The sequence below is a fragment of the Vreelandella sulfidaeris Esulfide1 genome (assembly GCF_054072535.1).
The window spans coordinates 3496119-3510192 of record NZ_CM133364.1 but is presented as its reverse complement, the minus strand read 5'-3'; the positions used below and the strand labels follow the sequence as shown (position 1 = coordinate 3510192).

The window sequence follows — 14074 nt, the reverse complement described above, 5'->3', positions numbered from 1 at the left end:
TAAAAAAGAGAGTATTCATCATGTGGTTTATTCAACCCAAGCGGGACTATATAGCAGCAATGCCCTGGAAGCATGCCGATGAACCAGTGGTTATGGCGTGGCAGATTCGTGTACGTGATTACAATACATTTATTGCCAATTTGTATTTCGTTTTTATTTTTATGGTTTCTTTTGCTGTGGGGGGAGGGCTTTTTTATGCCATGTATTCATATAATGAATCTGTTTTTTACGCACTTTTGCTAGGAGGGGGAAGTGGATTTTTTGTTTTGTTAATAGGTATGAGCATAAGTCACCAAACGACCATTATTGTGTATCGGCTAACCGATAAACGCATCGAAGTGGTTTCATGGAAACCGCAAGTCGATTCTGTAAAGCCGGTAATGAAGTGGACGGCGATTATTTCCGGTGTGGCGGTATTGTTTCTGGTCTTGGTGAACCCTGACTTGATAATGGCGGCGATTGGCCCTGTTGGCATTGGCGTTATGGCGGCGCTGATGGGTAATTCAAAAGACCATCAATCGATGTTGAGGAATAGTCAACACTATGAGATTGACTGGCAAGATGCCGAAGAGATGGCTGTGTGGAGGAAAAGGGCTATCATAGGATTTCGCTTTACTTACTATAATGAGGACGGCTCACAGTACACTGGTTATAAGACGCTTTATTGTCATAGGGCAGAGTTTGAAAATCGTATTGCTTTTTTTAAGGAGAAACTTCCCACTACACCTTATCGTGAGTGCAAACTAGATGTAGAGTCTCATTTTGCTTTTTCAGTAGACTAGTTGCTTGTCTGAGTTTTATAGAATGCTCTCACAGCGACGTATGCCTCTGGCTTTACCAAAGCACACGGGGGAAAGGCAATAAGTGGTCGGGGAGTGACACGGACAATAACGCCGAGTTACGTGCTTTGAATGAAGCGCTGCTTGAACCTTCCCTCAAGCTAACGCCCGTGACAACCCTGGGAGCGGAGTTCGATTCCTCTCGTACCATGTCACCCTACTCCCTAGGTAGGCGTGTACCCATCATCCAAGGCTACTGGGTGCAGTTGGCCCTGCCCGCCAGCCTGTCAGGGGAAACCATCACTGTCTCAGAGCGCTTGGCGTCAGGTGGTTGGGCTCCTTCGGATAGCGTTCAAACGTCACCGTCATCGGAAGTACCCCAGCAGCTACCTGAGTCTGTTTCTTATAGCGCGGATGACCCGTTACGAGTATGGCAGGCCTGGTTATCGGTGGAACAACTACCCGAAGGACAGGCGTTTCTGGTGGAGGTTGTATATGACCAAGCGATCTACAGCGATAGCCAGGGTGCGTTGCGTTTTCCCTTCTACAAAAAAAAGCCCAGCCAGGGGGATGGACCGATAAGCGCTACCAATACGCAGACAGCTCAGAGTCCTTTTCACTGACGTTACCCACTGCCTGATTTAAAAAGAGAGTATTCATCATGTGGTTTATTCAACCCAAGCGGGACTATGTAGCAGAAATGCCTTGGAAGCATACCGATGAGCCAGTGATTATGACGTGGCAGATCCGCACACGAGATTACAATACGTTTATTGCCAATATAATGTTCTTAATTATTGTATGCATTGCTATTGCAGGTGCGCTTGCTATGTATTTTTTTAATGAGCATTTTATGTCATCTCTATTATTAGGGGGTGGAATGTTCATGTTTCTATTGTTGATTGGGATGAGTATGACCCACCAAACGACCATTATTGTGTATCGGCTAACCGATAAACGCATCGAAGTGTTTTCCTGGAAGCCTCAGGTAGACTCGGTTAAGCCGGTGATGAAATGGACAGCTATCATCTCAGGTATTGGGGTGTTGTTTTTAGTGTTTGTGAATCCCGACTTCATTATTGCTGCGATTGGCCCTGTTGGGATTGGCATTATGGCGGCGTTGATGGGTAACTCTAAAGATTACCAGTCGATGGCCCGTAATCAGATGGAAGATGATGTTGCCTGGCGGGATGCACAGAATATCTATGCTTATTCAAAGAGAAGTATTATTGGCTTGAACTTGTTCTGGGATCACCCAGAAACGGGAAAGGAAATGAAGAATTTTGTTAAAGCAATTTTTATTCCTAAAGCAAAATATGATGATGTGTTGAGCTATCTTAAAAAAAACCTTCCTGACACCCCGGTAATTGAAGGGAAGTTTGACGTTTATCATGTTTGATTCTGTTGATGTTAATTAGACCAATAAAAAGGTGCATAGACTATCACACATATTCAAATACAGTTGAAGCATGTACCTCTGGGCGTGAAGAAGAGTGCCAAAGGGCTCGAATTAGAGAGGGAGCAAGCTTTGGTGGGGGGGGTGCAGGTGGTGCAGTGGCAGGTGGTGCTGCGGGTTATTTAGCTGGCGGGATTTGCGTGGCGCTGGGTGCCTCTACTGCTGGCGTTGGCGCTTTATTGTGCGGCCTAGCTGTGGTTGGCGGCGCTGGTTATGTAGGCGGCGAGATCGGAGGAAATGTTGGAGAAGGTGTAGGTGAGTGGGGAGGGCAGCTTATATATGGTAATTGAAACGATTGATGCAGAGTTTCTTTTTTTTGCTTTTTCAGCACTAGCAATAGTTATTGCTTGCTTGACGCTTATAATATGGGGTGTGATGTTGATTTTTTATATGGAAAAATTAGATCAGTATTTCGATAGCCCCGACTTTCCACACAGAGGAATTAATGGCTTATGGCCTTGGGAAATGGGTAGGGCAGCAAGCTATGGGTTTTTTTTATTTTTTCGAAATTCAAAGTTTGTTAGAAACAAGTTTCCTCACGCTTTTGATACGGTTGAAGTGGATAAGATACCTGGTAAGATAAAATTTATTGTGGCATTTCCACTCTGTACTTATATTCCTTGTGCGTTATTTATACTGGCAGGAGGGACGTTTTTATATATAAAAGAATGGTTCTTTTGAAGTCTTTAATGTGTTTTGAAAAGCCTATCTGGTTGAAGCTGTGGGATCCACAGTTTTAGCGTTTTGATCAAGAGTGATAAATGAATGAGTAAAATTCACGCTCTTCGCGCAGAGGCAGCTACTGCTGGTGGAACCTCCCGGCCGCAGGGGCAGGCTCTCAAATTGCAGCGCAGCAGCTAGCAAGAAACCTCTCCATTACCATGGTGGTGGCGTTTGTTCACCTTGACAACGATGGCCTTTATTTGGAGCGTCATGATGCAGCACGTGCACAACACCGCCGCTGGCGGCGAGACATGCAGCGCTTGTCGCAATCAATCTCGCGACTCACTCGCAGGTTGAGCATGCCTATGTCGCCCGGGGGGCGTGCCAGTATCCATCGCGATATTACCCAGCTTGAGCAGGAGCAACGCTCGCTGGCGTTAAACGAACCGAAACGCTTTACCGTTGGGGGTGGCACTCAAGCCAATGCCGCCGTACTGGCCGACCTTGGGTTTGGTGAATTACGCGACAGCATCGGCAACGGCTTGGCCGCACGGCGGCGAATGTGGCAGCGGCACGCCAGCGTATGGAGCGCTGGATAAATGCCCGGGGCATCGGTGGTCTACCGCTACTGATTGCCGCCGTCAATCTAGTGAATGTGACCAATACTATGCTCAGTGCCCAGAAGGATGGTGTTGACCGGGAGGAGATGACCACCCTTGCCAGTCAGGGCAGTTACGCCACCGCTGCAGTGATGTCGCTTTGGGTAATGCCCTATTGGCAGCGGCATGCTAAAAACTTGGCTCCATTGCGTGGGTCAATGACCAATGTTACGGGTGCGGATATATCCGCATGGAAAGTCGCAGGACAATCTAGCATTTCTAGGATTGCTGCCAAACTAGCTAGTCGAGTTGCCGGTTTAGCCGCTTTTGCGGCGATTGGGGCGGGAGTGGAGTCGTGGCAGATATGGCAGCAGCGCAATGACTCAACAAATATAGAAGAGCAACAAGCCCTAACAGCAAAGTTTTTCATGACGGTAGGTATGACAGGTGTTAGTGGTGCGCAATTGGTTGGCGCTTCATTGAGCCGCTGGTTTGCGTTTGGCTGGATAATGGCACCCTGGGCAGGTTGGGCGATGCTGGTACTCAGCGCTGGCTATCTGCTGTTCTCGGTGTTAGCAGAAAACTACCGTCGAGAGGGGGTGCGCTTATGGCTTTATCAAAGCACATGGGGGAAAGGCAATAAGTGGTCGAGAAGTGACACGGGCAATAACGCCGAGTTACGTGCCTTGAATGAAGCGCTGCTTGAACCTTCCCTCAAGCTAACGCCCGTTACAACCCTGGGCGCGGAGTTTGATACCTCTCGTACCATGTCGCCCTACTCGCCAGGTAGGCGTGTGCCCATCATACAAGGCTACTGGGTGCAATTGGCCCTGCCTGCCAGCCTGGCAGGCGAAACCATCACTATCTCGGAGCGCTTGGCGGCAGGGGCTTGGGCTCCCTCGGATAGCGTTCAAACGTCGCCGTCATCGGAAGTACCCCAGCAGCTACCTGAGTCTGTTTCTTATAGCGCGGATGACCCGTTACGAGTATGGCAGGCCTGGTTATCGGTGGAACAACTACCCGAAGGGCAGGCGTTTCTGGTGGAGGTTGTATATGACGAAGCGATCTACAGCGATAGCCAGGGCGCGTTGCGTTTTCCCTTCTACAAAAAAGAACCTAGCCAGGGGAACGGTGTTGTAGAGACCGATAAGCGTTACCAATACGCAGACAGCTCAGAGTCCTTATCACTGACGCTACCCAAGGCCTGATTTAAAAAAGAGAGTATTCATCATGTGGTTTATTCAACCTAAGCGGGACTATGTAGCAGAAATGCCTTGGAAGCATATTGATGAGCCAGCGATTATGACGTGGCAGATTCGAACACGAGATTATAATACGTTTATAGCCAATATAATGTTCGTTATGATTTTATGCATTGCTCTTGCAGGTGCGCTTGCTGTTTATTATTTTAACGAGCATTTTATTTCTTCTCTATTATTAGGGGTGAGTATGTTTTTATTTTTGCTTTTAGTCGGGATGAGTATAACTCATCAAACGACCATTGTTGTTTATCGCTTAACTGATAAGAGCATCGAGGTGTTTTCCTGGAAGCCGCAGATCGACTCGGTTAAACCGGTGATGAAATGGACAGCCATTATCTCCGGTATTGGGGTGTTGTTGTTGGTGTTTATTAACCCTGACTTCATTATCGCTGCGATTGGCCCCATCGGAATAGGTGCGATGGCGGCGCTTATGGGTAATTCTAAAGACTACCAGACGATGGTGAGAAATGAAGAATACTATGAGATAGACTGGCCCAATGCAGAAGATATTGCTGTTTGGAGAAAGCGCTGTCTGATTGGGCTGCGTTTTACCTGGTATAACGAAGATGATTCTAGCTACTCTGTTTATAGCAAAGTTTATTGTTGTAAAAAAGACTTTGAGAAGTGTCTGGATATATTTAAGACACGCCTGCCGAATACACCCTATCGAGAAGGGAAGCTTGTCGTTCATTCGCATTTTGCGACTCTGCCGGAATAAGATATGAATACGCAGTTACTCACACTACCCACGGTTGTGAGAGCTGAATTCAGTGACTGTAGGGCTAGGTCTCACTACTCTCTAGGTGCCGATCGAAACCATCACTATCTCAGAGCGCTTGGCGGCAGGTGCCTGGGCACACTCTGATAGCGTTCACATGTCGCCGCCATCGGAAGTGCCCCAACAGCTTCCAGAGTCTGTCTCTTATAGCGCGGATGAGCCGCTCCAAGTACAGCTCAAAATTGTTCTTCCTGTTGGTGCTCAGTACGCATTCTTGTAACCGTATGATAATAAACACTATCCATAACATATTATAAGTTATGGATGTAAGCATGTGTTTTAGAATGGTGTAAAGAAATCATTCGCCCAAGAGGTAACAGAGTGGCTCTCCTCGATACAGTAGTGATGCGGGGCCTTAGCATTCAAGGTGCGCTGTCTCCTGAAGACAAGGCGCTTTTGCTGGGCCTCGAGCTCAGCCCCCGGCGCATGTCAGCCAACGAGGTGCTATGGCAGGAGCGTGCGGATGCGGATCTTTTCTGCGTGGTCAAAGAGGGCTGGGCATACTCCTATCGCAGCTTGAAAAATGGTTCTAAGCAGAACCTCAAGTTCTACCTTCCAGGCGATATCATCGGCATGCGCGATTTTGGCTTTGCCCGCCGACTATCAAGTGCGGCGATGATTAGTAAAGGTGTGGTCTATCCGTTCTCCTATCAGCAGCTTTTTGAACTCTTTGGGCGTTCAAACTTGGCCGTCGGCATCATGGCCACCGCGATTCGCCAGCAGGCGATACTCTCCGAGCGGCTAATCTATCTCGGTCAATATGCCGCCCACGAGCAACTGGCACACTTCCTCTACGAATTCTACCTGCGACTCAAGCGGATTGGGGCAGTGGAGAACAATACCTTCCTCATGCCACTCACTCAGCAGTTGATTAGCGACGCGCTGGGGATGAGCCCGGTACACGTGAGCCGGACCTTCTCGATGCTGCGTGATAAGGGGCTTGTTATCCGAGACCGACAGCAGGTGAAGCTACCCGACCCTGAGGCATTGGCGAGTCTAGTAGGGTTTAATGACAGCTATATCGATGAGCTCCTACCTCCTATGTTCACTGAATTTCTAAGAAATAGCCCATAAAGCCCCAGTCGGAAAAATGCTGGTCGCCTCTTTTTGTTCGGTTACTAGTTGGGAGCATCAGGTAAAGAAACAAGGGTTTTTCGAATTTCAGTCTCCGGACAAGCCTGGCTAAAGTTTTTCATCTTGCCCCATCATGCGGCGCCCCTAATCGAACCATTAGCACCTGCAATAACACCCATCTTGCGATAAGACAGTGACACGTCCGTAAATTGAGAGAAATCAGGTTGGCTAATGACCTATAGTAGTTTTCACACAAGGCAAGAATGTCTTCTATTTTGACGTTTTCTTGTCGCTGTCAACGCATCTACAAAAGGGAATAGTGAATGCGATCCAGGTATCGGCATCAGTCATTTACAGAGTGCGCTCTTATTGCATTAACGCTGGCTGTTGTCGCGCTAATGCTTTGGAAGCTTGTGGGCTTACTGATTTTGATTTTTGGCGCGGTGGTAGGCGCCTGTATATTGCAAACGTGCATGGTGCCCCTTTTAAAATTAGGTACACCACGGTGGCTGGCGCTGTTAACGGTGATTTTGACGCTGACGCTTATGTTGGGGTTAATTAGTTGGGCATTTGGTGCTCAGGTCTCTGCTGAGCTGGAATCGCTAGCCACGCTGTTACCTGAGGCCTGGGAACAGCTACAGGAGCAACTTGAGGGGACGCAGCTGGCGCCCTTGGTGAGTGATGCTGCTGATCGGGCAAGTAGCTTATTGGGGGACGGTATTTCTCAGGTCGGGATGTTTGTGGTCTCGATGGGAGGCAGTCTTGTCAGCTTCTTCGCGCTAATTGTGGGCATGGTCTATTTTGCTGCACAGCCGGACCTGTATCGCCGTGGTTTATTGTTACTCGCACCGGTTAAAAGCCGGCCACGCTTGGGCGAAGCGCTGGATAAGAGCGGTAGGGCACTCCGTTATTGGCTTGGTGGGCAGTTAGTGGCCATGGCGGTAACCGGGCTCTTGGTGGGTATTGCTATGTGGCTGTTAAACGTGCCAGCCCCGCTTGGCTTGGGGCTAGTGGCTGGGCTATTGGATTTTGTGCCCCTGGTGGGACCCTTGATCGCCGCTATACCAGCGTTGCTGCTTGCCTTCACGGTGAGCCCTCAAACCACGCTGTTTGTGCTGATTGCGTATACCATTATTCAGCAAATAGAGGGCAATATTTTACAGCCACTGGTACAACAGCGTGCCGTAAGCCTTCCCCCCGCGTTGCTGTTATTTTCGTTATTTGCGGCAAGCACTTTGTTTGGTTTAGCCGGTTTGTTATTGGCCGCACCGCTAACGGTGGTCGCGTTCGTATTGGTGAACCGGCTGTACGTCACCCGGGAGGAAGACGCGCAGTAGATAGATGTCATCGTTATCAATAACGCAGCACAAATAATTGTACGCTCTATAGTGGCAGCGTTAAGCTTGTCACCATTATCCATACTGACTAAAAGCGCCTGTTTTGTGACAGGCGCTTTTAGCATTGCTAAAGGTGAATGTATGTCGACTACGGCGGTTACTGCGCCTCAGAGTTATCGAGTATCGTTGATCGCCACGGCGGCGATTGTGCTGGGTGCGCTGCTTATAGGGGTAGTTTTTGAGGCTCATATAGGCCTATTGATGATTGTTGGTGGGCTGTTTGGCATGGCGCTTTATCACGCTGCATTTGGTTTTACCTCGGCGTGGCGTGTCTTTATTACCGAGCGGCGAGGGCGCGGCCTGCGCGCACAGATGGTGATGCTGGCGATCGCCGTGATGCTGTTTTTCCCTGCACTCGGGGCTGGCACTCTGTTTGGTAATGAGGTGTCGGGCTTTGTTGCGCCTATTGGGATTTCGGTGCTAGTGGGGGCGTTCTTATTCGGATTGGGTATGCAGTTAGGCGGTGGCTGTGCTTCGGGTACGCTGTTTACGGCGGGCGGGGGTAACGCACGGATGTTGATCACCCTGGTATTTTTTATTGTCGGCTCAGTAATCGGCTCGGCACATTTTGCTTGGTGGCAGAGCTTACCTGCCTTCCAGCCGGTCTCGCTGGTCAACGTTGCCGGCGCTAGTGGTGGGATAGCCATTAGCCTTGTACTGTTTGCCGCTATTGCAGCTTTCACATGGGTGATGGAAAAGCGTCGGCATGGGCAGTTAGAGCAAGCGCCTAGCGTCAATAAGCACGGTTACGAGCGCTGGTTGACAGGACCTTGGCCGTTAGTCGCTGGCGCCGTGGCGTTGGCGCTTTTGAACTTTGTCACCTTGGCATTGGCAGGCCGGCCATGGGGGATTACATCAGCGTTCGCACTGTGGGGCGCCAAGGGCTATGAGCTTGTTGGCGGCGATGTGAGCCAGTGGGGCTATTGGCAAGCGCCGGGTAATGCGGCGGCCCTTGAGGCCAGCGTATGGAGCGATATCACAACCGTAATGAATGTTGGCATTATGCTCGGTGCGCTTGCCGCGGCTAGCCTGGCTGGTCGTTTTGCCCCTAATTTTAACATTCCGCTAAAGTCCATTCTGGCAGCTGTGATTGGCGGCCTCATGTTGGGCTATGGTGCGCGCTTGGCGTATGGCTGCAATATCGGCGCCTACTTCAGCGGCATTGCGTCGGGTAGCCTGCACGGCTGGGTATGGTTGGTCGCTGCGTTCGCCGGCAATATGCTGGGTGTAAAGCTAAGGCCTTTCTTTTTTGGGGGCGTAGAAGGGCGAAAGCCAATTGCAAAAACGAGCTAATTTTAAAATAAAGCTCTAAAGTAGAAGAGTAGCGCCTCGGTTTGAGCCTTATTCAACCGAGGCGTTTTTATATCTTCACCGTCGGTCTCTTCCACCTTTGTCGCAGGAGCATGTTACATTACGACCAAACGCCGCAAACGCCTGATGTTGCTGCATTGCAGCAGTGATTGACATAAAAAGAGAGTGCTTATGACTACCCAAAGTAAACGCCCCCTATACCTTCCTTACGCCGGTCCTTCTTTGCTCGAAATGCCGCTATTGAATAAAGGCAGCGCGTTTACTCAGCAGGAGCGCTTGGCGTTTAACCTGATTGGTTTGCTACCCCAAAAAGTGGAAACCATTGAGGACCAGTTGGAGCGGGTCTATCGGCAGTATCAACTGTGCCATAGCGATCTTGAGAAACATATCCATCTGCGCGCGATTCAAGACGATAACGAAACGCTCTATTTCCGCTTGGTCTCTCAGCATCTTGAAGAGATGTTACCGATCATCTATACCCCCACGGTCGGTCAGGCGTGCCAGGAATTCTCCAATATTTATCGTAACCACCGGGGGCTGTTTATTAGCTACCCTGACCGCGAATATATGGATGATATTCTGCGCAGCGCCACGAAAGATAACGTCAAAGTGATCGTGGTGACCGATGGTGAACGGATTTTAGGCCTGGGTGACCAGGGCATCGGGGGCATGGGAATCCCGATTGGAAAGCTAGCGCTGTATACCGCCTGTGGCGGCATCAGTCCCGCCTACACATTGCCGATCATGATTGATGTGGGTACCAATAACAAAGCGCTGTTGGACGACCCCATGTACATGGGCTGGCGCCACGAGCGGGTTGGGCAGGAAGAATACGACGCTTTTATGGCGGAGTTTATTGCCGCGGTTAAACGTCGTTGGCCTAACGTACTGCTGCAGTTTGAGGACTTTGCCCAGGCCAATGCGGTGCCGCTGTTAGAGCGCTATCGCGATGACCTATGCTGTTTCAATGACGATGTACAAGGCACGGCTTCTGTGGTGGTCGGTACGTTGATGGCAGCCTGCCAGGCGCGCGAAGAGACCATTGCCAACCAACGTGTGGTATTTGTCGGTGGCGGTTCCGCGGGCTGTGGTATTGCTGAGCAGGTCGTCGTCGCTATGGAAGCCGAAGGGCTGACCGAAAGCGAAGCGCGTGCGCGCATTTTCGTTGTTGATCGAGAAGGCCTAATGACCAGCGATCAAGAGTGGCAGCGCGATTTCCAGCGCCGTTTAGCCCACGACCCGTCGCTGGTGGCCGAGTGGAATGGCCAAGGCCTGGAAGAGACAATTGCCCAGATCAAGCCAACGGTATTGATTGGTGTTTGCGGTCAGCGCGGTATCTTCACCGAGCAGGTCGTGCGCACGATGCACGCTGGCTGTGAACACCCGGTCATCATGCCACTCTCTAATCCTACCTCCCAAGCAGAGGCTGTGCCGGAAGATGTCATTCGCTGGACCGATGGCCAGGCCTTGGTCGCGACCGGTAGCCCCTTCGCGCCGGTTGTCTTCAATGGCCGCACTTATCCGATTGCTCAGTGTAACAATGCCTATATCTTCCCAGGCATTGGCTTAGGGGTGATAGCCGCCAGCGCTAATCGAGTGACCGATGAGATGTTGATGAGTGCCTCGCGGGCGTTGGCCCGTGAAGCGCCGCTGGTAAAAGAGGGCAAAGGCGCACTGTTGCCGCCGCTGTCGCGTATTCGCGATATCAGCAAGTCGATTGCTTTTGAGGTGGCCGCACAGGCGCAGCAGAACGGCGTGGCGCTGAAAACCAGTGGCACGACGCTGCGAGAGTTGATTGAGAAAGCATCCTGGTCGCCGGACTACCGCTCCTACCGTCGTCGCGCTTTCTAAAAAAAAGCCCCCACCGAGGTGGGGGCATGCAAGCATTGGTAAGTTTTACCGCTAGGCTGCGCCGATCATCTTGCGCAGCACGTAGTGGAGGATACCACCATGGCGGTAGTAAGCCAGCTCGTTTACCGTATCAATTCGGCACTTGGCATCAACGCTACGTTCACCTTCGGCATTTTTGATCACGATTTTGACCGTGCCACCCGGTGTCAGGTCGCTTAAACCGGCAATCGAAATTTCCTCATCGCCGGTTAATCCCAACGTATGACGGCTTTCGCCTTCTGCAAACTGAAGCGGCACAACGCCCATGCCGATCAGGTTAGAGCGGTGAATGCGCTCAAAGGACTCGGCGATAACAGCGCGAACGCCCAGCAGGCGTGTGCCTTTGGCCGCCCAATCCCGCGAAGAGCCGGTGCCGTACTCTTTACCAGCGATCACGACAAGCGGTTTACCTTCCTCTTTGTACTTCATGGCCGCATCGTAAATAGCCATCTGCTCGCCGCTGGGTACGTGGCGTGTTTCTCCACCGACGACGCCTTCGAGCATTTCATTTTTGATCCGCACGTTGGCGAAAGTGCCGCGCATCATGACTTCATGATTACCCCGACGTGAGCCGTAAGAGTTGAAGTCGACTGGCTTGACACCGTGCTCCTGCAGATAGCGGCCAGCGGGGCTATCAGGCTTAATGGCACCTGCCGGGGAGATATGGTCGGTAGTCACCGAGTCACCCAGCATCGCCAGTACACGGGCACTGTGCACGTCTTCAATGGCATCCGGCTCGCGTCCCATACCCTCAAAGAAGGGCGGATGCTGAATATAGGTCGACTCAGGCCATTGGTAGACTTTGCTTTCTGAAACGTCGATTGCTTTCCAGACCTCATCACCCTCAAACACCGCACCGTACTCTTTACGGAACATCGCGGTATTGACCTTCTCGACGGCGCTGGCGATTTCTGCCTGAGTGGGCCAGATGTCTTTTAGGTAGACGGGTTCGCCACTGCTGTCTTTACCCAGAGGTTCCTTGGTGAGGTCACGCTGAACGTTACCGGCCAGGGCGTAAGCGACCACCAGGGGCGGTGACGCCAGCCAGTTAGTTTTAACCAGTGGGTGAACACGGCCTTCGAAGTTCCGGTTACCGGAAAGCACCGACGCGACGGCAAGATCGCCATCGTTAATGGCCTGCTCAATCTCATCCGGTAGTGGGCCGGAATTACCAATACAGGTTGTGCAGCCGTAGCCGACCAGGTTGAAACCCAGCGCATCCAGGTCATCGTTTAACCCAGCGGCTTCCAGGTAGTCGGTCACCACTTTAGAACCCGGCGCTAGGGAGGTCTTCACCCATGGCTTGGTCACTAAGCCTTTTTCGCGGGCCTTACGGGCTAGCAAACCTGCTGCCATCATCACGCTGGGGTTGGAGGTGTTAGTGCACGATGTAATGGCGGCGATGACCACCGCACCGGGGTCAAGGCTGAAGTCCTGCTCATTAAGCTTAACGGCCCGGCTGGTGTCGTGTTCGAAGCTGCGCTCTATACCCACGGCGGTTTGGCCACCTTCAGAAGAGAGTTTGCCTCTTTCGGTGGGTTTTGCCTTGGTATCTTCCTGCATGAACTTGTTGAAGGCTGCCGCCATGTCTTGCAGTGCGACACGATCCTGGGGACGTTTGGGACCAGCAAGACTGGCTTCCACTTCGGTCATGTCCAAGTGCAATGCGTCGGTAAATACCGGTTCGTCGTTGGGTTCGCGCCATAGCCCTTGCGCTTTGCTATACGCTTCGACCAGTGCAACTTGTTCATCTTCGCGTCCGGTTAGGCGCATGTAGTTTAAGGTTTCTTCATCAACCGGGAAAAAGCCGCAGGTAGCGCCATATTCAGGGGCCATATTGGCGATGGTGGCGCGGTCCGCCAATGGCAGGTCTTTCAAACCGTCGCCGTAGAACTCAACAAATTTACCCACCACGCCTTTTTTACGCAGCATTTCGGTAACGGTCAGTACCAAATCGGTCGCGGTAATGCCTTCGCGTAGTTTGCCCGTCAATTTAAAGCCAATGACTTCCGGTATCAGCATCGATACCGGCTGACCGAGCATGGCCGCTTCGGCCTCAATACCGCCCACACCCCAGCCGAGTACACCCAGACCGTTGATCATGGTGGTGTGAGAGTCGGTGCCAACGAGTGTGTCGGGGTAAGCGAAGGTTTTGCCGTCTTCGTCCTTGGTCCATACCGCTCTGCCTAAATATTCCAGGTTGACCTGGTGGCAGATGCCGGTACCGGGGGGCACCACGCTAAAGTTATCGAACGCCTGTTGGCCCCAGCGCAGAAACTCGTAACGCTCGCGGTTACGCTGCATTTCAATATCAACGTTCTCTTGGAATGCGGCGGGGTTACCAAATTTATCAACCATTACCGAGTGGTCAATGACTAGGTCGACGGGTGAAAGGGGGTTGATCTTGGCGGGGTCTTCGCCAAGGCTCTCGACTGCCGCGCGCATGGAGGCTAAATCCACCACGCCGGGGACGCCGGTGAAATCCTGCATTAATACACGCGCCGGACGATAACCTATCTCACGGCTGGATTTACCCTCACTCTGCCAATCGACCAAGGCCTGCATATCTTCTTGGTATACGCTCTCGTCGTCGGCGAAGCGCAGCTGGTTTTCGAGCAGAATTTTGAGCGTCTTGGGGAGCCGGTCAATGCTGCCCAGCGCCTCGGCTGCTTGGGGTAGGCTGTAGTAGTGATACGTTGTACTGCCAACCTCTAGGGTGCTTAGCGTATCGGGTGTCTTGCTCATGTCTCTCTCCTCTAATTGCTGAGTATTGCCCTTAGCGTGACGGTCACGGTCTTCCTTTAGTATGGCTTACCCCTGTAAGGCTTACCCCCAGTATGGCGTTAACTTAGTAATAGAACATGG

The 14074-nt window shown here is 51.4% G+C and carries 12 protein-coding genes; 11 read left to right on the top strand and 1 reads right to left on the bottom strand.

The features are described from left to right. The first annotated feature begins 20 nt into the window (after nucleotides 1-20). From ACW44H_RS16365 to ACW44H_RS16315, 11 genes are all read left to right on the top strand, one after another. Nucleotides 21-782 (top strand): hypothetical protein, encoded by a 762-nt coding sequence (locus ACW44H_RS16365; RefSeq protein WP_457505599.1) that lies wholly within the window; start codon nucleotides 21-23, stop codon nucleotides 780-782. 125 nt (nucleotides 783-907) lie between these two features. Next, the gene (locus tag ACW44H_RS16360; protein ID WP_457505598.1) at nucleotides 908-1402 is read left to right on the top strand and encodes a hypothetical protein; all 495 of its coding nucleotides are present in this window, start codon (nucleotides 908-910) and stop codon (nucleotides 1400-1402) included. Nucleotides 1403-1440: 38 nt separating this feature from the next. Then, entirely contained in the window at nucleotides 1441-2178 is a 738-nt protein-coding gene (locus tag ACW44H_RS16355) for a hypothetical protein (RefSeq protein ID WP_457505597.1), read from the top strand. 336 nt (nucleotides 2179-2514) lie between these two features. Then, nucleotides 2515-2916 carry a hypothetical protein gene (locus ACW44H_RS16350; RefSeq protein WP_457505596.1) on the top strand — a complete coding sequence of 134 codons (402 nt, stop codon included), beginning with the start codon at nucleotides 2515-2517 and terminating at the stop codon, nucleotides 2914-2916. A 200-nt stretch (nucleotides 2917-3116) separates the two neighbouring features. After that, nucleotides 3117-3497, top strand: a complete 381-nt coding sequence (locus ACW44H_RS16345; RefSeq protein ID WP_457505595.1) for a hypothetical protein — start codon at nucleotides 3117-3119, stop codon at nucleotides 3495-3497. Further along, entirely contained in the window at nucleotides 3461-4705 is a 1245-nt protein-coding gene (locus ACW44H_RS16340) for a hypothetical protein (RefSeq protein ID WP_457505594.1), read from the top strand. Before ACW44H_RS16345 ends, ACW44H_RS16340 begins: the two co-directional genes overlap by 37 nt. A 22-nt stretch (nucleotides 4706-4727) precedes the next feature. Beyond that, a complete protein-coding gene (locus tag ACW44H_RS16335; RefSeq protein ID WP_457505593.1) occupies nucleotides 4728-5477 on the top strand; it encodes a hypothetical protein in 750 nt (249 codons plus the stop codon). A gap of 381 nt (nucleotides 5478-5858) precedes the next feature. Continuing rightward, the gene (locus ACW44H_RS16330) at nucleotides 5859-6611 is read left to right on the top strand and encodes a Crp/Fnr family transcriptional regulator (RefSeq protein WP_457505592.1); all 753 of its coding nucleotides are present in this window, start codon (nucleotides 5859-5861) and stop codon (nucleotides 6609-6611) included. A 323-nt stretch (nucleotides 6612-6934) separates the two neighbouring features. Then, nucleotides 6935-7948, top strand: coding sequence for an AI-2E family transporter (locus ACW44H_RS16325; protein ID WP_457505591.1), 1014 nt, complete (start codon nucleotides 6935-6937; stop codon nucleotides 7946-7948). A gap of 141 nt (nucleotides 7949-8089) precedes the next feature. Continuing rightward, nucleotides 8090-9301 carry a YeeE/YedE family protein gene (locus ACW44H_RS16320; RefSeq protein WP_457505590.1) on the top strand — a complete coding sequence of 404 codons (1212 nt, stop codon included), beginning with the start codon at nucleotides 8090-8092 and terminating at the stop codon, nucleotides 9299-9301. 189 nt (nucleotides 9302-9490) lie between these two features. Continuing rightward, nucleotides 9491-11170, top strand: a complete 1680-nt coding sequence (locus ACW44H_RS16315) for an NAD-dependent malic enzyme (RefSeq protein ID WP_113269473.1) — start codon at nucleotides 9491-9493, stop codon at nucleotides 11168-11170. Between the two features lie 51 nt (nucleotides 11171-11221). Here ACW44H_RS16315 and acnA read toward each other — a convergent pair whose 3' ends face one another. After that, complete coding sequence (gene acnA / locus ACW44H_RS16310) at nucleotides 11222-13954, bottom strand: aconitate hydratase AcnA (RefSeq protein WP_457505589.1); 2733 nt, start codon at nucleotides 13952-13954, stop codon at nucleotides 11222-11224. Nucleotides 13955-14074: the final 120 nt, after the last annotated feature.